The following is a 26,144-nucleotide window of genomic DNA, read 5'->3' as shown; positions in this document are numbered from 1 at the left end:
GTTCTGCCGCCACGGCGAACTCGTCCAGGAGGAATCATGCTGAGTCGACGGTCCATTCTCCGCGGTGGCGCGGGCGTGGCGCTCGCCACGACCGCCGCGGGAATCACCGCCAGGGCGGCGTACAGCGCCACCACCAGTGAGTGGGAGAAGCTGCGCCCGATGCTCCAGGGTGACGTGGTGCTGCCCACGGACACCGGCTACACCTACGCCAAGCAGGTCATCCTCGGGGAGTTCGACTCCCTCAACCCCGAGGGCATCGTCTACTGCGAGACCCCGGCGGACGTGGCCACGGCCATCAAGTTCGCCCGCAACAACGGCATCGCCACCCGGATCCGCAGCGGTGGCCACAACCTGGCCGGCTGGTCCACCACCAAGGGCATGATCCTGGACGTCGGCCGCATCAACCACGCCACGGTCGGCACCAGCACCGTCAAGGTAGGCCCCGGCGCCCAGGGCGTCGACGTCCTCACCAAGCTCAAGCCGCTCGGCAAGCAGGTCATCAGCGGCACCTGCCCGACCGTGTGCCCCGGCGGCTACCTCTCCGGTGGCGGCATCGGCCTCCAGACCCGCAAGTTCGGCATCGGCAGCGACCGTCTGGTCTCGGCCAAGCTGGTGCTCTCCGACGGCTCGCAGGTGCGCGCCAGCTCCTCGGAGAACGCCGACCTGTTCTGGGCGCTGCGCGGCGGCGGCGGCAACAACTTCGGTGTGGTCACCGAGTTCGAGGTGCGCCCGATCAACGCCCCGACCATGGTCTTCTACAACACCCTGTGGCCGTACGACAAGGCGCTCGAGGTCATCAACGCCTGGCAGGAGTGGCTCTACTTCGGCTCGGACAACCTGGGGTCGACGCTGAGCGTGTTCCTCGCCGACGGCGCCTCCGGCAACGTACCGATGGTCCAGATCACCGGTGGCTACCTCGGCCCGCAGGCGGAGCTGGAGACCGCCCTCAACGAGCTCGCCGCCGAGGCCGGCGCGACGCCCACGCTGCGCACCGTCCAGGACCTGCCGTACGCCGACGCCATGAAGCACGTGTACGGCTGCGAGCAGCTCACGGCGGAGCAGTGCCACCGCACCGGCTCCAACCCGGCCGCGCAGCTCCAGCGCGTCCCGTTCATGCGCGAGCTGACCCGGCTGCTCGACCGGCCCACCGGCCGCAAGGGCGTCGCCGACCTGCTGGCCGCGTTCGAGGCCGACCGCCGGCCCGGACAGGCCCGCAACCTGTACTTCATGGCTCTGGGCGGTGTCTCCAAGCGGCCGTTCCGTACCGAGACCGCCTATGTCCACCGCGACGCCGAGTTCTTCGTGGCGATGGCGAGCATGGCGTTCAAGGAGCCGACCGCCGAGGAGGCCGCGGCCGCCATGGTGTGGCCGACCCGCGCCTTCTCCATCATCGACCCGCTCTCCAGCGGCGAGACGTACCTGAACTTCCCCAACGGGGAGCGGGACGACTGGCGCCGGGCGTACTACGCCGAGAACTACGACCGGCTGGTCGCGGTCAAGCGGCGCTACGACGCGCCGAACTTCTTCAACCACCCGCAGAGCATCGGCAGCTGACCGCGCCGCGACAGGTGTGACCGAAGCCCGATGGGGCGCCCCCGAAGCGGGGGCGCCCCATCGGGCTTCGCGGTGCGTCGGGTCAGGCGGCGCCGTCGGAGACGCAGGACGGCACGGTACGCCGGGCCGCGATGGTGTCCTGGTGGCGGCGCGCCCACTCGGTCAGCCCGGTCAGCGACTCGTAGAGCTCGCCGGCCATCTCCGTCGCCCGGTACTCGACCTTCGGCGGGACCGTGGCGTACACCGTGCGGTCCAGGAGGCCGTCGGCCTCCAGGTTGCGCAGGGTCAGGGTGAGCATGCGCCGGCTGATGCCGGGGAGCGAACGCTCCAGCTCGGTGAAGCGGACCGGCCCCTCAAGGGCGATGAGCAGGACTCCGATGCTCCATTTCCCGCTGACCCGGTTCAGTACGTCGAGCACCGTACAGGCGTCGGCACGGTTGGGCACTCTGGTCATGGCGGCAGTGCTCGGCATGGGGAAAGCCTTTCTTCCGATGCCCGCATGGTCACACAACAGCCCCACTGTTACAAGAAATGCACTGAGGGGCTGAACTGCACCTATGCGGTTTCGGCCAAGGGACGGCGCGGGAACAACCAACGGCCCCGAGCGGCCCGTTGGCGCCGCTCGGGGCGGACTCGGGGCCGGTCGGGGCCTGGTGGCCCGGGCAGCGGTGACCTCGACGCGTCAGTCGTCCGACAGGACGAGGTCGCCGGTGACCGTGTCGGTGACGCGGATGGCGCTCATGGGGCACAGGTCCACCGCGTCGAGCAGACCCTCGTCGGGAGCGGCGTGCTCCGCCGTGGGGCGGGACTTGTTGCCTTCGAGGGTGAAGTGGGCCGGGAAGGCGCTGGCGCAGATGCCGGTGCCCATGCAGACCTTCCGGTCGACCTCGACCCGCCAGGCCGTCTCCGTCACACCGCTCACCACGTCACCTTGAGCTCGCGCACCCCGCGGGCGACGGACTCCATGCGCCAGGGCACCTCCTCGGCGGGGACGGCCAGGTGCAGGCCGGGCAGCCGGGTCACCAGGGCGCGCAGGGCGCTCTGGAGCTCCATGCGCGCGAGCGGGGCGCCCAGGCAGTGGTGGAGGCCGTGCCCGAAGGCGACGTGCGGGTTGCTCTCGCGGTGGAAGTCCAGCCGGTCCGGGTCGGGGAAGACCTCGGGGTCGCGGTTGGCCGCCGCGTAGTTGATCATCACGGCGTCGCCGGCCTTGATGGCACGGCCGCCGAGGACCATGTCCTCCTTGGCGATACGGGTGTTGTCGGAGGCGGGCGACAGCGGCGAGTACCGCAGCAGCTCCTCCACGGCACGGGGCACCAGGTCCGGGTCCGCGACCAGTTCCTCCCAGCGCTCGCGGTCCTCCAGGAGGGCGAAGATGTGGCTGCTGAGCTGGTTGGCGGTGGTCTTGTGGCCGGCCGCGAGCAGGGTGATGCCGAGCATCACCAGCTCCTCCTCGCCGAGCTGGTCGTCGCCCTCGCGCGCGGCGACGAGCGCGGAGAGCAGGTCGTCCCTCGGCTCGGCGCGTCGCTTGGCGAGCAGGTCGCCCATGTACCGCACCAGCTCGTCGAGGGCGGCGGACACCTCCTCCAGCGGGCGCTCCTCACCGGTGGTGAGCCAGACGTCGACCAGGCCGCGGAACGTCTGCTGGTCCTCCCTGGGCACGCCGAGGAGTTCGCAGATGACCGTGATCGGCAGCGGCCAGGCGACGTTCTCCGCGAGGTCGGCGCCCGGTCCGAGCGCGATGAACCGGTCGACCAGATCGGTGACGATCGACTCGACGTGCGGGCGCATCCTCTCGATGCGGCGGTTGGTGAACGCCTTGGCGACCAGCTTGCGCAGCCGGGTGTGCTCCGGCGGGTCGAGGGCCACGATGATGGGGTCCTCGAAGGCCTGGCGGCTGCGCGGCACGTCCTTGCCGATGGTGGCGGCCCGGCTGAAGCGCGGGTCGGCCATCACCGTCTTGGAGTCGTCGTAGCGGGTGGCGAGCCAGGCCTCGCCGCCGAACGGCATGGAGACCCGCTTGACCGGGCACTCCTGCCGGTACTCGGCGTACTTGGGGTGCATGTCGAGGCGCTCGTAGGGGCCGAACGGGTACGGCTCTGCCGTCTCTGCCGTCATCGGATGGAACCTTTCAGAGGGAGGTGCCCGGCGGTGCCGGAGTCGGTGCGGGGACCGGGCCCGGCTGCTGGGCCGGGACCGCGGGGATCGGCGTCCGGTCGCGGCGGCCGCGGCCGAAGCGGCGCATGACCGGCGTTTCCACGAACCGGTACAGCAGCCAGCCGGCGAGCAGGGTGGCCGCGAAGAGCAGCACCAGCAGCGCGGTGGCGGTGAGGAAGCCGTAGGTGTGGGTGTCGAACAGGTGCAGCCGGCCGTAGAAGATCGGGACGGCCTGGATCATGTAGAAGCCGAAGGAGACGGTGCCCAGCCACACCATCACCGGCCCGTTGAGCAGGCCGCGCTCCCCGCGCAGGTCGGCCGAGGCGGCGGTGCAGATGATCGCGGCGATCGGCACGACCGTGGTGAGCGAGAAGTCGTACGGCGCCGGGACGTTCAGCGCCGCGGTGTAGCCGGCGGCGGCGAGCAGCAGCACCGGCACGGCTCCGACGCGCGGCCAGCGGCCCGCGGCGACGATCCGGGCGAGCAGCGCGCCCAGGACGAACTCGAAGAGCCGGGCGGGCGGGAAGAGGTACGCGAACCACATCTTGGTCATCGGCAGCGGCGCGAGCGGGAAGGACTGGCCCGAGGGGATCAGGTACTTCGCGACCAGCGCGACCGCGGCGATCCCCGCCACCATGCCGCCGGCCCACAGCCACAGCCGCCGGTCGGCGATCCGCGTGAGCGGCCCGATGATCAGCGGGAAGAGGAGGTAGAACAGCACCTCCGAACAGAGCGACCAGGCGGGCACGTTGACGCTGCTGCTGATGTCGGGGCGCCAGCTGTAGGAGTGCAGCAGGAACAGGTTCGGCAGCCAGGCGCGCATCGGCGTGAAGGCGCCGGCGTACAGCCACATGACCACGGCCCAGGCGACCAGGTGGTTGGGGAAGACCTTCACCAGCCGGCGGCGCAGGAAGGAGCCCGCGGAGTTCGTCTTCTTGCGGGACCAGGACCAGGTGAGGACGAATCCGCTGAGGACGAAGAAGAACGACACCCCCACGTACCCGGCCGGCTCGAAGAAGTCCGCCATCCCCCGCGCGATGTCGTCGTCCGCGTAGAAGTTCACCGGACCGGTGAGATCCAGCGGATTGTTGAGCAGCGACGCGTGGGCGAAGAAGACCAGCAGCGCCGCGAAGAACCGCAGTCCGGTCAGCGAGGGCAGGTCGTTGCGGCGACGGTTCTCGTCGTAATCCCGCTCGACCCCCGTGAACGGTCTCATGAAGCGGGCTCGGCGAGGGAATCGCGGATGGCCTCGACGGCGCCGTCCATTCCGGAGGCGAATTCCGGCGCGACGTCCGCCGGAAGCAGGTCGACGAGCCACAGCAGACGGCTGCCGCTCTCGCCCGGCGCGGGCGGCAGGATCTGCATCGAGGAGTGGTGGTGGACCAGCGGCCACGGCGACCGGCGCACGCTGTAGGCGACGCGGCGGCGCTCGTCGTCGACGGTCACGACGAGCTCTTCGATGATTCCGAACTCGCCCATGTCGATTTTGCGGACGTCACCGTCGACGGTGACGGGGCCGAGAAAGGGGATCAGCTTGTTGACCGCGCCGACATCAGCGAGGGCGGCCCATGCTGTCTTTTCGTCGGCGGCTACGGCGAATTCGCGAACAATCGATGTCATGCCAGCATGATGGAAGACCGCGACACCCCGCGCCCACCCCTCATCAACCCCTATATCGGCTTGCTGTCAAGGGGGATGGCGGCCTCTTTGGACGGGCACGGAAAGGCCGATTCCCTCCTGAACGCCGCATGCCGCCGTGTTCCCGGGGGAACACGGCGGCACGGCGCGCCCGGCCGCGGGCGGCCCTGCCGGGCCGGGGCGGCGCCCGGGCCCGGCGCGGGGCTCACCGCGCCGGGCCCGGGGGCTCTCAGGACAGGCCGAGCTCGCGCTCCGCCAGCTCGAACAGGTCGTCGTCGGAGACCGTCTCCAGATCGAGGACGTCCCCTCCCACGGCGCCGCGCCCCGCCTCCCAGCGGGCGAGCAGTCCGCGCAGCCGTCCGGTGACCTGCGCGTGGACCGCGTCGTCGTCGGCCCCGCCGCCGGCCAGCGCCCGCTCCAGCCGCTCCACCTCGTCGAGGAGGAGCGCCTCGGGCGCGGTGTCCCGCTCCGGCAGCACCATCCGGCCGAGCTCCGCGGCGAGCGCCCCGGGCGTCGGGAAGTCGAACACCAGCGTGGCCGAAAGCCGCACGCCGCTGGCGGCGGCGAGCCGGTTGCGCAGATCGACCGCGGCCAGCGAGTCGAAGCCGATGTCCTTGAACGCCTGGTCGGGGTTGACGGCCCCGGCCCCGGAGTGGCCGAGCGCGGCGGCGGCGGCCGTCCGCACCAGGTCCAGTACGGCGGCCTCCCGCTCGGCGGGCGACAGCGCCACCAGCCGTTCGGCCAGACCGTGCTCCCCCGCGCTCGCGGCGCCGGCCGCCTGGCGCACCGGCCGGACCAGCGCCCGCAGCAGGGCCGGTACGGAACCGGTCCTGGCCCGTTCGCGGACGCCCGGCAGGTCGAGCGCCGCCGGCACCAGCAGCCCCTCGTCCAGGGTGAGCGCCCGGTCGAAGAGGGCGAGCCCGTCGTCCTGCGAGAGCTGCGGCAGGGCGCCGCGGCCGCCGCCGTCGGCGTTCAGATGGGCCGTCAGCTCGCTGTCGGTGTCCCACAGGCCCCAGGCCAGCGACAGCGCCGGCAGGTCCTGTGCGCGGCGCAGGGCCGCGAGGCCGTCCAGGAAGGCGTTGGCCGCCGCGTAGTTGGCCTGCCCGGGGTTGCCGAGCACACCGGCCGCCGAGGAGAACGTCACGAAGGCCGCGAGGTCCAGGCGCTGGGTGAGCTCGTGCAGATGCCAGGCGCCGTCCGCCTTGGGCGCGAGGACGCTGTCGAGGCGCGCGGCGTCGAGCGCCGTCACCACGCCGTCGTCCACGGTGCCCGCGGCGTGCACCACGGCCGTCAGCGGGTGCTCCGGCGGGATCGCGTCGAGCACCTCGGTGAGGGCCGCCCGGTCGGCGGCGTCGGCCGTGGCGATCGTCACCCGCGCGCCCAGGGCCCGCAGGTCGTCCTTGAGCGCCGCGGCCCCGTCGGCCTGCGGACCGCGCCGGCTCACCAGGAGCAGCCTGCGCGCCCCGTGGTGGGTGACCAGGCGCCGGGCGACCAATCCGCCCAGGGTGCCGGTGCCGCCGGTGACGAGGACGGTGCCCTCCGGATCCAGCGCACGGGCCGTGCCCGCGCCCGCCTGCTCGCCCGGGGCGACCCGGTCCAGCCTCGGCACCAGGATCCGGCCGCCGCGCACCGCGCTCTGCGGCTCGCCGCTGTGGAGCACGGCGGGCAGCGCGGCGAGCGCGGTCTCGTCGTCGATGTCGAGCAGCGTGACCCGCCCCGGGTGCTCCGACTGCGCGGTGCGCACCAGGCCCCACACCGCGGCAGCGGCCGGGTCGCAGGACTCCTCGCTCCCCGCCGCCGGGACCGCGCGCCGGGTGACCACCACCAGCGTGCCCTCCTCCAGGCGGGGCTCGGCGAGCCACCCTTGCAGGAGGCCGAGGACCCGGCCGGTGAGCGCGCGGGTGCGCGCCGGGGTGTCGCCGACTCCGCCGTCGACCGCCCCGAGCAGCACCGCGTCCATCGGGGCGGTGCCCGCCTCGATGGCGTCGGCGAGGGCGGTGGCGTCGGCGTACGCGGCGTTGGGCGCGGCCACGGGTCCGGCGTCGCCGCCGAGGACCGCCCAGGTCGTCTGCGACCGGGGCGCCCGCGTCTGCACCGGCTGCCACACCACCCGGAACAGCTGGTCGCCGGTGGTGTCGGCGGCGGCGCCGAGGCGCGCGGCCGGCATGCGGCGCAGCACCAGGGAGCCGACCGTGAGGACCGGCGCGCCGGTGGGGTCGGTGGCCTGCAGGGAGAAGGCCTCCGTCCCGGCGGGGACGATCCGTACCCGCAGCGCGGTGGCGCCGGAGGCGTGCAGGGTGACGTCGTTCCAGGCGAACGGCAGGGCCACCGTGCGCTCCCCGTCCGCGCCGGGGGCGTCGTCCGCCCAGGCGAGGTCGGCGGCGTGGAGCGCGGCGTCGAAGAGCGCGGGGTGCAGCCCGAACCGGGTACCCTCCGCGGCCAGTTCAGCGGGCAGCTCGACCTCGGCGAGGATCTCCTCGTCGCGGGTCCACACCGACTTCAGGCCCTGGAACGCGGGCCCGTAGGCGAAGCCCTGCCCGGCCTTGGCGGCGTAGAAGCCGTCGATGTCGCGCCGTTCGGACCCGGCCGGCGGCCAGGCGGCGAGCGGGGTGCCCGGCTCGGCGGGCCGGTCGGTGACGGTGCCCTGGGCGTGCCGGGTCCACGGCGCGCCCGCCGGGGCGTCGGCGGCCCGCGAGTGGATGCTCACCGGGCGCCCGGCGCCGTCGCCGGAGCCGACGACGACCTGCACCTGGAGGGCGTCTTCGGCGGGCAGCACCAGCGGTGCCTCCAGGACGAGTTCGGCGAGGTGGCCGGAGCCGACCTCGTCACCGGCCCGGACCGCCATCTCCACCAGCGCGGCCCCCGGCACCAGGACGGTGCCGGACACCTCGTGGTCGGCGAGCCAGGCGTGGCCGCGCGCGGAGAGCCGCGCGGTGAGCACGACCCCGCCGCCGTCGGCCATGTCGAGGCCGCCGCCGAGCAGCGGGTGCGAGGTGGCGCGCAGCCCGGGTGCGGCGCCGCCGGTCGCGGTGGCCGTCTCCGGCCAGTACCGCTGCCGCTGGAACGCGTAGCCCGGCAGGTCGACGCGGTGGGCGCCGAGGCCCTCGAAGGCGGCGGTCCAGTCGACGGCGGCGCCGCGGACGTACGCCTCGGCGAGCGCGGTGAGCAGGGTCGTGGCCTCGTCGCGCCCGCGCCGCAGCAGGGCGGCGGCAGCGGCCCCGTCGGCGGGGTCCGCGTCCTGCCCGGCGAGCGACTCGCGCACCATCGCGGTGAGCACCGCGTCAGGGCCGAGCTCCAGGTAGGTGCCGGTGCCCAGGGCGTCCAGGGTCCGCACCACGTCGTGGAAGCGGACCGCGGCGCGGACATGGCCGACCCAGTACTCGGGCGAGCACAGCTCCTCGGGCGCCAGGAGCGCGCCGGTGACGCCGGACACCACCGGGATCTCCGGCTCGTGGTAGGTCAGCCGCCCGGCCACGGAGCGGAACTCCTCCAGCATCGGCTCCATGAGCGGGGAGTGGAAGGCGTGGCTGACCCGCAGCCGCTTGGTCTTCAGACCGCGCTGCGCGAGCACGTCGGCGATGCGGCCGGCCTCCTCGGCGTCACCCGAGATCACCACGGCCTCGGGGCCGTTGACGGCGGCGACGCCCACCAGGTGGCCGACGCCCTCCAGCAGTGGCAGGACGTCCGCCTCCGCCGCCTGGACGGCGATCATCGCGCCGCCCTCGGGCAGGGCCTGGATGAGCCGGCCGCGGGCCGCGACGAGGGCCGCCGCGTCGTCCAGGTCGAGCACGCCCGCCACATGGGCCGCCGCCAGCTCGCCGATGGAGTGCCCGGCGAGGTGGTCGGGGCGTACGCCCCACGCCTGGAGCAGCCGGAAGAGCGCGACCTCCACCGCGAAGAGCGCGGGCTGGGTGAACTCGGTGCGCGCGAGCAGCTCCGGGTCGCCCTCCATGACCACGTCCGCGAGGGGGCGCGGCAGCAGCGGGTCGAACGCGGCGCAGATCTCGTCGAACGCCGCCGCGAACGGCCGGAACCGCTCGTACAGTTCGCGTCCCATGCCGGGGCGCTGGCTGCCCTGTCCGGTGAAGAGGAACGCGGTGCCGCCCGGCGCGGTGGAGCCGGTGACGGCGCCGGGGCCGCCGGCGGCCAGCGCGTCGAGCGCCGCCCGCAGGTCGTCGTAGCCGGCCGCGACGACCACGGCCCGGTGGTCGAGCCGGGCGCGTGTGGTCGCCAGTGAGTACGCCAGGTCGGCGACCGGCACCTCGGGGGCGTCGGCGACCCGCGCGGCGAGCCGGGCGGCCTGGGCGCGCAGGGCCGTCGCGGAGTGCGCGGAGAGCAGGACGGGGAGCGCCGGGGCGGCGTCCCCGGCCGGGGCCGCGGTGGCACCGGTCCCGGACACGACCGGCTCGGCGGGGGCCTGTTCCAGGACGATGTGGGCGTTGGTGCCGCTCACGCCGAAGGAGGAGACGGCCGCGCGCCGCGGCTCGTCCGCCCCGACCGTCCACGGCCGGGCCTCCTGGAGGAGTTCGACGGCGCCGGACTCCCAGTCGATGTGCGGGGACGGGGTGTCGGCGTGGAGCGTCCTGGGCAGCAGCTCGTGCCGCATCGCCAGGACCATCTTGATCAGCCCGGCGACGCCCGCGGCGCCCTGGGTGTGGCCGATGTTGGACTTGACCGAGCCGAGCCACAGCGGCTCGTCCGGGGTGCGGGCCCGGCCGTAGGTGGCGAGCAGCGCCTGCGCCTCGATGGGGTCGCCGAGGGCGGTGCCGGTGCCGTGCGCCTCGACGGCCTGGACGTCCGCGGCCGTCAGCCCGGCGTCGGCGAGGGCCTGCTGGATGACGTCCTGCTGGGCCGGGCCGTTGGGCGCGGTCAGCCCGTTGGACGCGCCGTCCTGGTTGACGGCGGTGCCCTTGACCAGGGCGAGCACCGGGTGGCCGCGACGGCGTGCCTCGGAGAGCCGCTCGACGAGCAGCAGCCCCAGGCCCTCGGCCCACACGGTGCCGTCGGCCTCGGCGGCGAACGCCTTGACGCGGCCGTCGGCGGCGAGGCCGCGCTGCCGGGAGAACTCGATGAAGTTGTCCGGCGTCGCCATGACGGTGACCCCGCCGACGAGCGCCATGGAGCACTCGCGCTGGCGCAGCGAGCGCACCGCGAGGTGCAGCGCCACCAGCGAGGAGGAGCAGGCGGTGTCGACGGAGAGGGCGGGCCCGCGCAGCCCCAGGGTGTAGGCGAGGCGGCCGGAGGCGACGCTGCCGGAGATACCGGTCAGCCGGTAGCCCTCCAGCTCCGCCGGGGCCTGCTGGAGCCGCTGGGCGTAGTCGTGGTTGATGACACCGGTGAAGACGCCGACGTCGCTGCCCTGAAGGGACGTCGGGTCGATCCCGGCGCCCTCGAAGGTCTCCCACGCCACTTCGAGGAGCAGCCGCTGCTGCGGGTCCATGGCGAGCGCCTCGCGCGGCGAGATGCCGAAGAACTCGGCGTCGAACGCGGCGGCGTCCAGGAACGCGCCCCGGTCGGTGTAGGAGGTGCCGGTGTGGTCCGGGTCGGGGTCGAAGAGCGCGTCGAGGTCCCAGCCGCGGTCGGCCGGGAAGCCGCCGATGACCTCGGTGCCGTCCTCGACCACCCGCCAGAACTCCTCGGGGGTGCCGACGCCGCCGGGGAACCGGCAGCCCATGGCGACGATCGCGATCGGGTCGTCGTCCGGGTCGGCGGGCGCCGCGGTCCGTACGGGCGCGGCCTCGGCGGCGGTGCCGGTCAGCTCGCTCTCGATGTGCCGGGCGAGCGCCTGCGGGGTCGGGTGGTCGAAGGCGAGGGTCGCCGACAGCCGCAGGCCCGTGGCGGCCGTGAGCCGGTTGCGCAGCTCGACGGCGGTCAGCGAGTCGAACCCGGCGTCCTTGAAGGCGCGTTCGGCGGCGACGTCGTCGGCGGAGCCGTGGCCCAGCACCTCGGCGGCCTGGGCCCGTACGAGTTCGAGCAGGGCCCGCGACCTGGCCTCCGGGGCGAGCCCGGCCAGGTGCGGCGCCGCCTGGTCGGCCGCCTTGCGGGCGGCCCGGCGCGCCGGGCGCACCAGCGAGCGCAGCAGGACGGGGACGTCCCCGTCGGGGGCCGTGCCGAGGTCGAGCGCCGCCGGCAGCAGCGCCGGGTCGGCGCCGCGCAGTGCCGCGTCGAGGAGCGCCATGCCCTCCTCGCTCGTCAGGGCCCGCATGCCGCCGCGCCGGGTGCGGGCGACGGCGGACTCGTCGAGGGCGGCGGTCATGCCGCTGGCCTGCGCCCACAGGCCCCAGGCGAGGGACACGGCGGGCAGCCCCGCGGCGTGCCGGCGGTGCGCCAGCGCGTCCAGGAACGCGTTGGCCGCCGCGTAGTTGCCCTGTCCGGCGTTGCCGAGGGTGCCCGCGGCCGAGGAGAACATCACGAACGCCGCGAGGTCGGCGCCCCGGGTCAGTTCGTCGAGGTGGAGCGCTCCGTCGGCCTTGGGCCGCAGCACGGTGTCGAAGCGCTCGCGGGTGAGGGCGGTGACGATGCCGTCGTCGACCACGCCCGCGGTGTGCACGACGCCGGTCAGCGGGTGTTCGGCGGGGACGGCGGCGAGGAGCGCGCGCACCTGCTCGCGGTCGGCCACGTCGCACGCCGCGACCGTCACCTCGGCGCCCGCCCCGGTGAGTTCGGCGACCAGTTCGGCCGCTCCCGGGGTGTCCGCGCCGCGCCTGCCGGTGAGCAGCAGACGGCGTACCCCGTGCTCGGCGACGAGATGACGGGCGACGAGACCGCCGAGGGTGCCGGTACCGCCGGTGATGAGCACCGTGCCGTCCGGGTCGAGCGGCCGCGGCACGGTGAGGACCACCTTGCCGGTGTGCCGGGCCTGCCCGAGGTTGCGGAACGCGGTCGGGGCGCGCCGCACGTCGTACGCGGTGATCCGCGGCAGCGACAGCGCGCCGCTCTCGAAGAGCGCGACCAGCTCGGTGAGCATCCGGCGGATGCGGCTGGGGCCGGCGTCGCGGATGTCGTACACCTGGTAGCGGACTCCCGGGTGGGTGCCGGAGACCTCCTCGGCGGTGCGGATGTCGGTCTTGCCGAGCTCCAGGAACCGGCCGCCGGGCGCCAGCAGTTCCAGCGAGCGGTCGGTGAGTTCACCGGCCAGCGAGTTGAGGACGACGTCGACGCCCCGGCCGCCGGAAGCGGTGCGGAAGTGGTCGGCGAAGTCCGCGTCGCGGGAGGACGCCAGGTGGGCGTCGTCGAAGCCCTGGGCGCGCAGCGCGGGCCACTTGCCGGGGCTGGCGGTGCCGTAGACCTCGGCGCCGAAGTGCCGGGCGAGCTGGACCGCGGCCGTGCCCACGCCACCGGCGGCGGCGTGCACCAGGACGGACTCCCCCGGCGCCAGCCGCGCCAGGTCGCTCAGGCCGTAGTACGCGGTGAGGTAGGCGACCGGCACCGCGGCGGCCTGCTCGAAGGACCAGTGGGCGGGGACGCGGGCGAGCATCCGGTGGTCGGTGAGGGCGACGGGGCCGAAGCCGCCGAAGTCGTCGGTCAGACCCATCACGCGGTCACCGGGCCCGAGGTCCGTGACGCCGGGGCCGACGGCCAGGACCTCACCGGCGATCTCGCCGCCGAGGCCGGTCTGGCCGGGCGCCATGCCCAGCGCCACCAGGACGTCGCGGAAGTTGACGCCGCAGGCGCGGACCGCGACCCGCACCTGGCCCGCCGCGAGCGGCGCGTCCGGGTCGGGCCCCGCGACCAGGGCCAGGTCGCTCAGGGAGCCGGTGTCCGCGGTGGCCGCCAGACGCCAGGTGGGGGCGCCGGACGGGACCGCGAGCGGCGGCTCGGCGTTGAGGCGGGCGAGCCGCGGCACGCTCACCTCGCCCGCGCGGACGGCCAGTTGGGGCTCCGCAGTGGCCAGGGCCGCCGCGAGCAGCCCGGCCGGGACGTCGTCGCCGGTGTCCGCCACGACGAAGCGTCCCGGGTGCTCGGACTGCGCGGCGCGCAGCAGCCCCCAGACGGCTCCGGCGGCCGGGTCGGTGACCTCGTCGGCGCTGTGCACGGCGACCGCGCCCCGGGTCAGGACCACCAGGCGGGCGGTCTCCGGGACATCCCGGCCGAGCCAGTCGCGCAGCAGGTCCAGGACGCGGCCGGTGGCGTCGCGCACGGCCTGGGCGTCGTCGGCGCCGGACGCGGGCAGCCGGGCGAGGAGCACCCCGGGGGTGTCCGGGCCGCTCAGCCAGGCGTCCAGGTCGTCGTGGACCGGCCAGGGGGCCTCCGGCAAGGGGGCGCCGAACCGGAGTTCGGCGATGCCGTCGTGGGCGGCGCCGCCCGGCAGGGGCAGCGGCTTCCAGTCGGTACGGAAGAGCAGGTCCGCCGAGGTGTCCTGGGGGCCGCCCAGCTTCTCCGCGGCGACCGGGCGCAGCGTGAGCGCGCCGAGGGTGGCGACGGGGCTGCCCGAGGGGTCGGCGAGGTCGACCCGGGTGCCGCCGCCGGGCGCGGGGGCGATCCGGACCCGCAGCGCGGTCGCGCCGGTCGCGTGGAGCGCCACACGGGCGAAGGCGAACGGCAGGTGGGGCGCGGCGCCGGGCGCCTCGGTGGCCTTGTCGGAGTGGAGGGCCGCGTCGAACAGGGCGGGGTGCAGGCCGAACCGCTCGGCCTCGGACGCCTTGTCGTCGGGCAGCGCCACCTCGGCGTACCGGACGTCGCCGTCGGTCCAGGCGGCGCGCAGCCCCTGGAAGGCCGGGCCGTAGCCGAAGCCCTCGGCCACCTGGCGCTCGTAGAAGCCGTCGGTGTCCACGGAGACGGCACCGGCGGGCGGCCACGCGGCCGGGAACGGCGTCCCGGCGCCGCTGCCGCCGCTCTCCTCGTCGGCGAGGAAGCCGGAGGCGTGCAGGGTCCACGGCGCGAGCAGGGACGCCTCGTCGGGGCGCGCGTGGACGGTGACCGGGCGCCGGCCGGTGGTGTCGGGGGCCGAGACGGTGATCCGGACCTGGAGGGCGGACCGCTCGGGCAGGACCAGGGGCGCCTCCATGACCAGTTCGTCGACGAGCGGCGTGCCGGCCTCGTCACCGGCGCGGAGCACCATGTCGAGCACGGCGGTGCCCGGCACCACGGCGTGGCCGGAGACGCGGTGCTCGCCCAGCCACGGGTGCGTGGCGAGCGAGAGGCGGCCGGTGCCGACCACCTTGTCCTCGTCGGGGACGGCGACCACGGCGGCGACCAGCGGGTGGTCGACGGCCGCGAGACCGGCCGCGGCGACGTCGGCGGCGCCGCCGTCGGAGGCGGGCAGCCAGTAGCGGCGGCGCTGGAAGGCGTAGGTGGGCAGCGGTACGGCGCGCGCGCCCGCTTCCGTCAGGGGCCCGGCCCAGTCCACCGTGACGCCGCGCACGTGCAGCTGCGCGAGGGCGGTGGTCAGGGAGCGCGGCTCGGGCCTGTCGCGGCGCAGCACGGCGAGCGCCGCGACGGCGCCGTCGCCGTCGTCGCCCAGGCAGTCCTGGACCATCGCCGTGAGGACCCCGGTGGGGCCGAGTTCGACGAAGGTGCGGGCGCCCTCGGCGTACAGGGTGCGTACGGCGTCGGCGAAGCGGACCGTCCCGCGGACGTGCCGGACCCAGTACTCGGGGCGGGTCAGCTCGCCGGGGGCGACGAGCCGGCCGGTGAGGTCGGAGACGACGGGGATGACCGGTTCGGCGTACGCGATGCTCTCGGCGACGGCCCGGAAGTCCTCCAGCATCGGCTCCATGAGCGGCGAGTGGAAGGCGTGGCTGACGCGCAGCCGCTTGGTCTTGTGACCGCGCCGCTCCAGTTCGGCGGCGATGGCCGTGACGTCGGGCTCGGCGCCGGAGACCACCACGGCCCGGGGGCCGTTGACGGCGGCGAGGCTCACCCGGTCGGTGAGCAGCCCGGTGACCTCCTCCTCGGTGGCCTGTACGGCGACCATGGCACCCGTGGCGGGCAGCGCCTGCATCAGCCGGCCGCGCGCGGCGACGAGCCGTGCGGCGTCGTCGAGGGACCAGACCCCGGCGACATGGGCGGCGGCGAGTTCGCCGATGGAGTGGCCGCAGAGCAGGGCGGGCTCGACGCCGCGCGACGCGAGGAGGCGGAAGAGCGCGACCTCGACGGCGAAGAGCGCGGGCTGGGTGTACTCGGTGCGGTCGAGCAGTCCGGCGTCGTCGCCGAAGACCACCTCGCGCAGCGGACGGCCCGTCAGGTGCGGGTCGAGTGCGGCGCACACCTCGTCGAAGGCGTCGCGGAAGACGGGCTCGGCCGCGTGGAGTTCGCGGGCCATGCCCAGGCGCTGGCTGCCCTGTCCGGAGAAGACGAACGCGTTACGGCCCGGGGCGACCGCGCCGGTGACGGCGTCGGCGGTGGGGCGGCCCCCGGCCAGTGCGCGGGCGGCCTCCACGGCCGCCGTCCGGTCCTCGGCGAGGAGCACGGCACGGTGGTCGAGGGCGGCGCGGCCGGTGACCAGCGAGAGGGCGATGTCGGCGGCCGACTGGTCCGGGTGCGCGGCGGCGTGGTCGGCCAGCCGGGCCGCCTGGGCGGCGAGGGCCTGCGCGGTCTTCGCCGACAGCGGCCAGACCACGGTGCCCGGCGCGGCGGGCGCGGTCCCGGCGGTGGCGGGCGCCTCCTCCTCGGCCTGTTCCAGGATGACGTGGGCGTTGGTGCCGCTGACGCCGAAGGAGGACACGGCGGCCCGGCGCGGACGGCCGGTCTCGGGCCAGGGCCGGGCCTCGTCGAGCAGTTCGACGGCGCCGCGCGACCAGTCGACCTTGGTGGACGGTTGGTCGATGTGGAGGGTCTTGGGCAGGACGCCGTGGCGCAGCGCGAGGACCGTCTTGATGACACCGGCGACACCGGCGGCGGCCTGGGTGTGGCCGATGTTCGACTTGAGCGAGCCCAGCCAGAGCGGCCGGTCGCCCGGCCGGTCGCGGCCGTAGGTGGCGAGCACCGCGCCGGCCTCGATGGGGTCGCCGAGGGTGGTGCCGGTGCCGTGCGCCTCGACGGCGTCGACGTCGGCGGGGGTGAGCCCGGCCTGGGCGAGCGCCTGGCGGATCACGCGCTCCTGGGCCGGGCCGCTGGGGGCGGTGAGGCCGTTGGAGGCGCCGTCCTGGTTGACGGCGGAGCCGCGCAGCACGGCCAGGACCTGGTGGCCGTTGCGCCGGGCGTCCTCAAGGCGTTCGAGCAGGACCAGGGCGACGCCCTCGGACCAGCTGGTGCCGTCGGCGGAGTCCGCGAACGCCTTGCTGCGGCCGTCGGCGGCGAGGCCCTGCTGGCGGGAGAACTCCACGAACGGCGACGGCTTCGCCATCACGGCGACGCCGCCCGCCATGGCCATGGACGCCTCGCCCTCGCGCAGCGCGCGGGCCGCCAGGTGCAGTGCCACCAGCGAGGAGGAGCAGGCGGTGTCGACGGTGACGGCGGGGCCGCGCAGACCGAGCGTGTAGGAGATGCGGCCGGTGGCGACACTGCCCGCGGCGCCGATGCCGAGGTAGCCCTCGATGTCCTGCGGGGCGCGGCGCAGATGGGACGCGTAGTCGTGGTACATCAGACCGGCAAAGACGCCCACGTCCTTGCCGTGGAGCGAGTCGGGGGCGATGCCGGCGCCTTCGAGGAGCTCCCAGGAGGTCTCCAGGAGCAGCCGCTGCTGCGGGTCCATGGCGAGCGCCTCGCGCGGGGAGATGCCGAAGAGCTCGGCGTCGAACTCGCCCGCGTCGTAGAGGAATCCGCCGGCGCGCGCGTACGAGGTGCCGCGGGCGGCGGGGTCGTCGGAGAACAGCTCGCCCAGGTCCCAACCGCGGTCCTCGGGGAAGGGGCTGATGGCGTCGACGCCGTCCTCGACCAGGCGCCACAGTTCGGCCGGTGAGGTCACCCCGCCCGGGAGGCGGCAGGCCATGCCGACGATCGCGATGGCCTCGTCCTCGGAGGTCGCGGCGGGCTCGGGCACGGCCGGGGCCACCGGCTGCTCCTGCCACAGCTCGGCCTTGAGGTAGGCGGCGAGGGCCGCGGGGGTGGGGTGGTCGAAGGCCACGGTCACCGCGAGCGGCACGCCGGTCGCGGTGATGAGCGCGCCGCGCAGGGAGACCGCGTCGAGGCTGCTGAAGCCGAGGTCCTTGAAGGCGCGGTCGGCGGCGACGTCGGGCGCGCCCGCGAGTCCGCGCACCCGCGCCGCCTCGGCCCGGACCAGTTCGGTCAGGGCGTGCAGCCGGGCCGCGTCGGGCAGCGGGTCGAGCAGGTCGCGCAGCACGGTCGCGGCGGCGTCGGGGCTCTGGGCCGCCGTGCCCGCGTCGGTGTCGATGAGCGCGCGCAGCAGGACCGGCGCGGAGCCGGAGCGGGCCGCGTCCGCGTCGACGCGCAGCACCGCGAGGTACGGCTGGGCGGTGCCGCGGGCCGCGTCCCACATGGCGAGGGCCGTCTGGGCGGGCAGGGCGGTGCCCGGCTCCCAGACGAGGGTCTGGGCGGGCAGGCCGTGCGCGTGGCGCAGCCGGGCGAGGCCCTCCAGGAACGCGGCGTGCGCCGCCTGCGCGGCGCGGTCGGCGGACTCCAGGACGGCGGCGGCGGAGGTGAGCAGGACGAACGCGGACACGTCGGTGCCGCGGGTGAGTTCGTGCAGGTTCCAGGCGCCCTGGAGGGCGGCGTCGGGGTGCCCGCCGGGGGAGGCGGGGGCGGCGCCTGCGGTGTGGAGGATCTGCGCCGGGGAGGTGGTCAGCGAGCCGAGCACCTTGGCGAGGGCGCGGCGGTCGGCCGGGTCCCCGGCGAGCAGGCGCACCTTGGCGCCCCGCTCGGCGAGGGCCGCCTTGAGGGCGGCGGCCCGCTCGTCGCCGCGGCCGTGCGGGCTGAGCAGGACGAGGTCGCGCACGCCGTGCACGGCGACGAGATGGCGGGTGAGGGTGGCGGCGACGTCGGTGTGCGCGCCGGTGACCAGGACCGGCCCGGCCGGGCGCGGGGCGTCGGGGTCGCTGTCGCCCGCGGGCACCCGCGTCAGGCGCGGCCGGAGCGCGACGGAGGGCCGCACGGCCAGGCGGGGTTCGTCCGAGGAGAGGGCGGCGGCGAGGAACGCTTCGGCGCCGGCGCCGAGGTCGGCGACGGTGAGCCGGTCGCCGTGACGCTCCCGGGCGCCCGCGGCCCAGCCCCACACGGCGGCCTGGACCGGGTCGACGGCGGGGTCCTCGCCGGAGACGGCGACGGCGGCGCGGGTCACCACGGTCACGCGGCCCCCGGCGGTGCGCGGGTCGCCGGCCCAGTCGTCGGTCTGCTCGTGGAGCCGCGCGACGAGTGCGTGGGCGGCCGTGACGGGGTCGTCGCCGGGCTCGCCGGCCGTATCGGCGACGGCGAGCAGGGTGACCTCGGGCAGCGGGGCGCCGCCCGCGACCGCGCGCCGTACGGCGTCCAGGTCGGCGTGGACGGTCGTCTCGGCGTCTTCGGGCAGGGCCGCGGCGAGGGCCGGCGCGCCCGGTCCGGCGACGGCGTAGCGGCGCGGCGCGGGCGTGTCCCGTGCCGCGAGGGGCAGCGGGAACCAGTCGAGGCGCAGCAGGGAGTCGTAGTGGCCGGTGCCGACGGCCCGCAGCCGGGCGGGCGCGGCGGCCAGCCGATGGCGGGTGATCTTGCCGGAGGCGGTGCGCGGGACGCTGTCGATCTCGTACAGCTCCTCGGGGACCTTGTACGAGGACAGCCGCGCCCGGCACTCGGCGAGCAGTGCCTGCGGGTCGAAGCCCTCGGGGCCTGCCACGAGGAAGGCGACCGGGACCTCGCCGAGGACGTCGTGCGGCTTGGCGGCGACCACGACGTCGGCGACGCCGGGCAGGCCCCGCAGGACCTCCTCGACCTCGCCGGGGTGGATGTTCTCGCCGCCGCGGATGATGAGTTCCTTGATGCGGCCGGTCACCGTGAAGTACCCGGCGTCGTCGCGGCGGGCGAGGTCGCCGGTGCGGTACCAGCCGTCGCGCATGACCTCGGCGGTGGCCTCGGGCCGGTTGTGGTAGCCGAGCATCACGTTGGGGCCGCGCACCCACACCTCGCCCTCGGCTCCGTCGGGTACGTCGAAGCCGGTCTCCGGGTCGACCAGGCGCACGCCGAGGCCGGGGACGGGCAGGCCGCAGGAGCCCTCGACCCGCTTGCCGGTGGGCCAGTTGATGGTGATGGAGCCGCAGGTCTCGGTCGAGCCGTAGGCGTCGATGAGGGGCGCGCCGAACGCCTCCTCGAAGGAGCGGCGCAGCTCCGCCGTGGTGACCGCGCCGCCGACGAGGCACATGCGCAGTCCGGGGGCGGTGAAGCCGGACCTGCGGGCGGCGCGCACCAGGTAGTGGTACATGGTCGGCACACCGGCGAGGAAGGTGGCGGACTCCTCCGTCAGGGCGTCGAGCACGTCGTCGGCCTCGAAGCCGTCGACGATGCGGGCGCTGGCGCCGACGGAGGTGACGGCGAGGACGCAGAAGATGTGGGCGAGGCTGTGGAAGAGCGGCAGCGGCCACACCACGCGGTCCTCGGCGGTGAGGCCGGTGACCGGGATGTATCCGGCGGCCACCGACCACAGGCAGTTGCGCTGGGTGGAGAGCACGCCCTTGGGCCGGCCGGTGGTCCCGGAGGTGTAGAGCATCCAGGCGGGCTCGTCGAGGCCGAGGTCGTCGCGGGCCGGGAACTCCGGCTCGTCCGTGACCAGCCGGGTGAAGGAGAGCGTCCCCTCCGGGGTGCGGCCGGGCGCGTCGCCGACGAGAACCACGGTCATCCCGGGCCGCTCGCGCAGCACTTCGCGCAGCCGGGCGTGGTGGGTGTGGTCGGTGAGCAGGACGCGGGCGCCGCTGTCGTCGAGCTGGTAGGCCAGTTCGTCCTCGGTGGCACGGGGGTTGAGCGGGACGCCGATCCCGTTGGCCCGGGTGATCGCCAGATAGCTCTCGACACTCTCCACGCGGTTGCCGAGCAGGATGGCCGCGCGGTCACCCGGCTGGAGCCGGTGGGCGGCGAGGTGCCCGGCGAGCCGGCCGGTCCGGACGTACAGGTCCCGGTAGGAGACCGCGCGGCGGGCGTCGCGGTAAGCGATCTTGTCCCCGTACTGCTCGGCATGAGCGCGCAGTCGTTCCGGTAGCGGCCGGATCAGGTCGGTTCGGAGCATGGTCACCACATCTCTTGTTCGCAAATGGTCCCGGCGTCCCGTCAGTCTCATCGCGCGGCACCGTCGCTCACCCCCTGTCCGTCCCCCTATGGCCTCCCTGACTTGGGCGCCGGAACGGGGCCCCGCCCCGCCTCCCGGCAGAGGATCCGGGAGGTGGGACGGGGACGGCGACGCGTCCCCGCACGCATCCGGAAAGGGTTCATATGACGACCGGTACGCACCGGACCATCACGGTCGACCTGGAGGACCGTTCGTACGACGTCACCATCGGGCCGGGCGTACGGCACCTGCTGCCCGAGGCGGTGGCGCGCACCCGGGCACGGCGGGTGGTCGTGGTCTCCGCACGGCCGCCGGAGTGGGTGCCGGACCCCGGCGTGCCCTCGCTGTTCGTGCCGGCCCGGGACGGCGAACACGACAAGACGCTGGCCACGGTGGAGCGGCTGTGCAGCCGGTTCGCCGAGTTCGGGCTGACGCGGTCGGACGCGGTGGTGTCCGTCGGCGGCGGCACCACCACCGACTCGGTGGGCCTGGCGGCGGCCCTGTTCCACCGCGGCGTTCCCGTGGTGCACCTGCCGACGTCGCTGCTCGCGCAGGTGGACGCCAGCGTGGGCGGCAAGACGGCGGTCAACCTGCCCGAGGGCAAGAACCTGGTGGGCACCTACTGGCAGCCGAGCGCCGTCCTGTGCGACACGGACTACCTCAGCACGCTGCCGGAGCGCGAACTGATCGGCGGCTACGGCGAGATCGCCCGCTGCTTCTTCATCGGCGCGGGCGATCTGCGCGGGCTGCCGCTGCACGAGCAGATCGCGGCCAGCGTGGCGCGCAAGGCGCAGATCGTGGCCCTCGACGAGCGGGACACCGGCCACCGCCATCTGCTCAACTACGGCCATACGCTGGGCCACGCGCTGGAGCGGGCGACGGACTTCGCGCTCTCGCACGGCGAGTCGGTGGCCATCGGCACGGTCTTCGCGGGCCGGCTGGCCGGGGCGCTCGGCCGGATCCCCGCGAGCCGGGTCGCCGAGCACCTGGACGTGGTACGCCACTTCGGGCTGCCCACCGCGCTGCCGCCCGAGGTCGACGTGGACGGCCTCGTCGCCCTGATGGCGCTCGACAAGAAGGCCACGCACGGCCTGACGTTCGTCCTCGACGGGCCCGGCGGAGCCGAGCTCGTCCCCGATGTTCCCCGGCACGTGGTCGCCGAGACGCTGACCGCGATGGACCGGGCCCCCCGTACTTCCCCGACCGGCGAAAGGGCCGACCATGCCTGAACTGCTGCTGCTCAACGGACCGAACCTGGGCATCCTGGGCCGGCGCGAGCCGGAGATCTACGGCACCGACACGCTCGCCGACATCGAGAAGGCGGTGGCCGACGAGGTCGCCGGGCGCGGCTGGACGGTCACCTCGTTCCAGAGCGACGTCGAGGGCGAGCTCATCGGCCGTATCCACGGCTCGTACGACACCGTGGGCGCGATCGTGAACCCGGGCGCCCTGATGATCACGGGCTGGCCGCTGCGGGACGCCCTGGCCAGCTACCCGCGGCCGTGGATGGAGGTGCACCTGTCCAACGTGTGGGCGCGCGAGTCGTTCCGGCACGAGTCGGTGATCGCCCCGCTGGCGTCCGGGATCATCGTCGGGCTCGGGGCCTACGGCTACCGCCTCGCGGCCCGGGCGCTGCTCGCCAAGGTCCCGCACTGACCGCGTCCGGGACCGCCGGCCCGGCGGGGGTCTCAGCCCCGCCGGGCCAGCAGCAGTGCGCCGTGGAGCGAGGAGAGACCGCCGAGGCCGGCCGCCGCCACGCGCGGCGGGCGGACCCCGGGCCGGACCAGCGCGGCCACGGACCGGGCGGTCTCCTCGACCACCGCGGGGATCGCCGCGGCGAAGCCGCCGCCGATCACGGCGGTGCCGGTGTGCAGCGCCTCGCCGAGCGAGACCACCGCCAGCGCCAGCGCCTCGCCGGTCGCGGCGACCGTCTCCCGCGCCCAGGGTTCGCCCGCCTCGACGGCCGCCCGCAGCTCGGCGAACTCCACCGCGCGGCCGCGCAGCCGGGCCGCCCTGCGCAGCGTGGCCGGGCCGGAGGCGAAGGCCTGGAGGCAGCCGCGCCGGCCGCAGTCGCACAGCGGCCCGGACCGGTCGACGACCATGTGGCCCAGCTCGCTCGACCCCCGGGCCGGTCCCGGACAGGGCCGCCCGTCGAGGACCAGGCCGCCGCCGACGCCGGTACCGACGCCGAGGTAGACCAGGTCGCGGCTGCCCGCGTGCGCGGCCTCGGCGAGGGCGGCCAGGTCGCCGTCGTCCCCGATCTCCACCCGCGCCCCGGGCAGCAGCGCGCGCAACCGTGCCCCGAGGTCCAGACCCCGCCAGGACGGCCTGTTGGGCCAGGCGGTGACGTGCTGCCGCTCGTCGAGCGTCACGGGTACGGCGACGCCCGCCGCGGCGAGGGGCCCCCGCTCCCCGGCGAGGAACTCCTGGACATGCCGGGCCAGTGCCGCCATGTCCTCGGCGGCGGAGGCGTCGGGGTGCCAGGGGAAGGAGTCCTGCGCCGGGGCCCGTCCGGCCCCCTCCAGGCGCAGCGCGACCTTGGTGCCGCCCACGTCGATGCCCAGGTACGTACGGTCTGCCGGGTTTTCGATCACAGCCGGGAGCCTAGGCCGTCACGGAACGGAGCCACCCATTCCGTGGTCATGGACCGCCAATCGCCGGGCACTGTGACCGACTTCATAAAAGTTGACACTCTGTCAACGTCCGGTGGAGGGGTGCTCCCATTTCCCCGGTCTGGTCCAGACCTGTCATCACGCTGGGTGTCCCGACCTCGCCTTCCCCCGGCCCCCCACCCCAGTAATCCGGCTTGACCAGGCAAAACGAGCTACGAAGAATGCCGGTGCCGCTCCGCGGCCAACCCCTCCCCCTACCCCCGCTCCCCCGCTCCCCACTTCCCCGTCGTGAATTGAGGGCCGTGCGCATGCAGTTCAACCTCCTCGGACCGCTCACCGTGGTCCACCAGGGGCAGACGGTGCTGATCCGCGGCCTCAAACAGCGGGCCGCGCTGGGGATCCTGCTGCTGCACGCCAACCGGACGGTGGCCACCAGCCGCCTGCTCACCGCCCTGTGGGGCGACGACGTCCCGCCCACCGCGCGCAAGGGGCTCCAGAACGTGGTGGCCGGCCTGCGCCGGGCGCTGCACTCGGCCACGGACACCTCGGTGGCCCTGGAGACCCGGCCGCACGGATACGTGCTGCGCGTGCCCGAGCAGGACATCGACTGGTACCGCCACCAGGCGCTGGTGGAGCAGGGGCGGGCCGAGATGGCCGCCGGCGCCCGGGAACCGGCCGTCGCCCTGCTGCGGGAGGCGCTGGGGCTCTGGCGCGGTCCGGTCCTCGCCGACCTCGTCGAGGCCGGCGTCGACTGGCCGGAGACGGGGCTCGTCCGCAGCGCCCGCCTGGACGTCCTGGAGGACTGCGTCGAGGCCGAACTGGCCGCCGGCTCCCACCACGAACTCGTCGCCGAGCTGCTGGCGGAGTACGAGGCGAACCCGGCCCGCGAGCGGCTGTGCGGGCAGCTGATGCTCGCGCTCTACCGGTGCGGCCGGCACGCCGAGGCGCTCAGCGCCTACCGCCGCACCCGGGACACCCTGGCCCGGGAACTGGGCCTGGATCCCGGCCGCGCGCTGCGCGACCTGGAGCAGTCGATCCTCAACCACGACGCCTCCCTGCTGCCCGCCTCCGGGGACACGCCCGCCGCGCCGTGGACCGCGGATCGCGGCGAGCGCGAGCCGGGGTACGACACGCCCCCGGTGAGCGTCGAGTGGAAGCTGGTCAGCGTGCTGATGGTCCGCGCCCACTTCGACCCGCACGCCCAGCACCACGACCCGGAGTGCGTCGCCGAGGGGCTGCGGCTCGCGGGCGCGGCGGTCCGGGACGAGGTGCGCCGGCACGGCGGGGTGGTCACCGGGGTCATCGGGTCGATGTGGCAGGCCGCGTTCGGGGTGCCCAGGAGCCAGGAGGACATCGCCGAGCGGGCCATGCGCGCCGCCCTGGCCGTGCAGCGCCGGCTCGGCGACCACGCGCCGAACGGGGTGATCACGCGGATGGAGGTCTCCGCGGCCGTGACGACCGGCGAGGCGCTGCTCTCCCGGCACTGCGGCGGCGACCGGCGGATCGACCTGACCGGCGGGGTCCTCGACCGCTGCCAGCAGCTTCTCGACTTCGTCCGCCCGGGCACCATCCGGGTCTGCGACACCACGGCACGGGCGGGCCACTGCGCGGTGGTGCACTCCCCGGCCGTCGACCAGCTCGGCGGCTGGCTGGTGACCGGTCTGCTGCCGAGCGGCCCCGCGCCCACCGGGCCCGCGCCGTTCACGGGCCGCGGCGAGGAGCTCGGGGCGCTGCGCGGACGGCTCGACGCGGTGCGCACCGGCGGCCGGCCGCATCTGGTGACCGTGGTCGGCCCGCCCGGCAGCGGACGCAGCAGGCTGGCCGCCGAGTTCGCCGCGGCGGCGGGCGCGGGCGACGAGCGGGTGCGCCGCCTCGTCGGCCGGGTCCCCCCGTTCCGCGAGCCCGCCCGGCCGGGGCTGCTGGGCGGCCTGCTCGCCTCGTACGCCGGGATCGGCCCGGACGATCCGCCCGAGGCCGCCCAGGACAGGCTCGACCGGGCGGTGCGCGGGCTCGCCGGCACCGCGCGGACGGCCGACTGGCTGATGTCCCGGCTCGCCCCCCTGGCCCTGCCCCGGCCGGACGGTGACGCCGAGCAGGAGGAGGCCCAGGCGCTGCCCGCCTGGCGGCGGTTCCTCGAAGAGCTGGCGACCGACGCGCCGCTGACCGTGATCATTGACGACCTCCACCTGGCCGACGACGCGGTGCTCGACCTGCTCGACGACCTGGCCTCGCCCGGCTCCGTCCCGGTGCTGATCGTCGCGACCGCCCGCCCCGAGCTGCTCCAGCGCCGCCCGCGCTGGGGGCAGGGGCGGCCGGAGCTGTCCACGCTGTTCCTGGAACCGCTGCCCGAGGACGCCACGGCGGAGCTGTTCGACGCGGTCCTGTCCATGCCGCCGCTGCGCAACGGCGCCGGGCTGCACACCCGGGTGGGCCTGCCCTCGCGGGCCGCGCTCATGGCGCGGATCGACGGCAATCCGCGCTTCGCCGTCGAGTACGCCGAGGCGCTGCGCGACGGCACACCGCTCTCCTGGGAGCTGTCCGCCCGCACCCTGAGCCAGGCCGACCACCTCCCGGACGCCACCGGGCTCCCGGTGCCGCAGTCCGTGTACAGCATCATCGCCACCCGGCTCGACACCCTGCCGGACCACGACCGGGCGGTGCTCCAGGACGCCGCCGCGCTCGGCACCCGGGTCACGGCGGCGGCGGTCGCGGCCGTGGGCGGGCGGGACCACGACGAGGCGGCGCACTGCCTGCGCCATCTCGAACAGGCCGGCCTGCTGCGCCGGGTGCCCGCCGCCCTCGCCTCGGGTGACCAGATGGAGTACGCCTTCCGTACTCCCCTGGTGCGCTGCGTGGCGTACGTACAACTGCCGCGTACGGCACGGGTCGCCAAATATCGGCGGGCCGCCGCATGGCACGGCGATTCGGGCGCGGAATTTCCGGATCAGGTTATTCCGCATGAGGATCCGCTGTCTTCCCGGGATGGCTGCACCATTGCGGAATGCTCGCTGGAGGAGCCCTCCACGCGTGCGCCCATGCGGCGGTAATGAGGAGGCACCGGC

Annotated in this window: 11 protein-coding genes; 4 read left to right on the top strand and 7 right to left on the bottom strand. The window is 75.2% G+C overall.

Going from position 1 to position 26,144, the window contains the following annotated elements; all coding sequences use genetic code 11:
- Nucleotides 1–36 precede the first annotated feature (36 nt).
- Nucleotides 37–1,554: an FAD-dependent oxidoreductase gene (locus AC069K_RS24065; RefSeq protein WP_365106640.1), complete on the top strand. Its 1,518-nt coding sequence runs from the start codon at nt 37–39 to the stop codon at nt 1,552–1,554.
- Nucleotides 1,555–1,636: 82 nt separating this feature from the next.
- On the opposite strand, the gene AC069K_RS24060 is transcribed toward AC069K_RS24065, so the two are convergent.
- The 6 genes from AC069K_RS24060 to AC069K_RS24035 form a co-directional block, all read right to left on the bottom strand.
- Nucleotides 1,637–2,026, bottom strand: a complete 390-nt coding sequence (locus tag AC069K_RS24060) for a winged helix-turn-helix transcriptional regulator (protein WP_365106638.1) — start codon at nt 2,024–2,026, stop codon at nt 1,637–1,639.
- A 210-nt stretch (nt 2,027–2,236) separates the two neighbouring features.
- A complete protein-coding gene (locus AC069K_RS24055; RefSeq protein ID WP_358830629.1) occupies nt 2,237–2,476 on the bottom strand; it encodes a ferredoxin in 240 nt (79 codons plus the stop codon).
- Nucleotides 2,473–3,669, bottom strand: coding sequence for a cytochrome P450 (locus tag AC069K_RS24050; RefSeq protein WP_478619637.1), 1,197 nt, complete (start codon nt 3,667–3,669; stop codon nt 2,473–2,475). Before AC069K_RS24050 ends, AC069K_RS24055 begins: the two co-directional genes overlap by 4 nt.
- A 13-nt stretch (nt 3,670–3,682) precedes the next feature.
- Nucleotides 3,683–4,924, bottom strand: coding sequence for an acyltransferase family protein (locus tag AC069K_RS24045; protein WP_365106631.1), 1,242 nt, complete (start codon nt 4,922–4,924; stop codon nt 3,683–3,685).
- Nucleotides 4,921–5,328, bottom strand: coding sequence for an SRPBCC family protein (locus AC069K_RS24040; protein WP_478619633.1), 408 nt, complete (start codon nt 5,326–5,328; stop codon nt 4,921–4,923). The genes AC069K_RS24045 and AC069K_RS24040 overlap by 4 nt, the downstream gene beginning before the upstream one ends.
- A 247-nt stretch (nt 5,329–5,575) precedes the next feature.
- Complete coding sequence (locus AC069K_RS24035; protein WP_478620037.1) at nt 5,576–20,431, bottom strand: SDR family NAD(P)-dependent oxidoreductase; 14,856 nt, start codon at nt 20,429–20,431, stop codon at nt 5,576–5,578.
- A 203-nt stretch (nt 20,432–20,634) separates the two neighbouring features.
- Here AC069K_RS24035 and AC069K_RS24030 point away from each other — a divergent pair, with 203 nt between their 5' ends.
- Nucleotides 20,635–21,699: a 3-dehydroquinate synthase family protein gene (locus AC069K_RS24030; protein ID WP_478619630.1), complete on the top strand. Its 1,065-nt coding sequence runs from the start codon at nt 20,635–20,637 to the stop codon at nt 21,697–21,699.
- On the top strand, nt 21,692–22,126 hold the full coding sequence (locus AC069K_RS24025) for a type II 3-dehydroquinate dehydratase (protein ID WP_365106625.1): 435 nt from the start codon (nt 21,692–21,694) through the stop codon (nt 22,124–22,126). The genes AC069K_RS24030 and AC069K_RS24025 overlap by 8 nt, the downstream gene beginning before the upstream one ends.
- Before the next feature lie 32 nt (nt 22,127–22,158).
- Here the strand turns inward: AC069K_RS24025 and AC069K_RS24020 are convergent, their stop codons facing one another.
- A complete protein-coding gene (locus tag AC069K_RS24020; RefSeq protein ID WP_478619625.1) occupies nt 22,159–23,064 on the bottom strand; it encodes an ROK family protein in 906 nt (301 codons plus the stop codon).
- Nucleotides 23,065–23,390: 326 nt separating this feature from the next.
- On the opposite strand from AC069K_RS24020, the gene AC069K_RS24015 reads away from it, so the two are divergent.
- Nucleotides 23,391–26,129, top strand: coding sequence for a BTAD domain-containing putative transcriptional regulator (locus AC069K_RS24015; RefSeq protein ID WP_478619622.1), 2,739 nt, complete (start codon nt 23,391–23,393; stop codon nt 26,127–26,129).
- The last annotated feature ends 15 nt before the right edge of the window (nt 26,130–26,144 follow it).

It is taken from the genome of Streptomyces sp. NPDC043908 (assembly GCF_056435525.1).
Note: the sequence above shows the minus strand (reverse complement) of the source record. Positions and strands in the feature narration are given on the sequence as shown.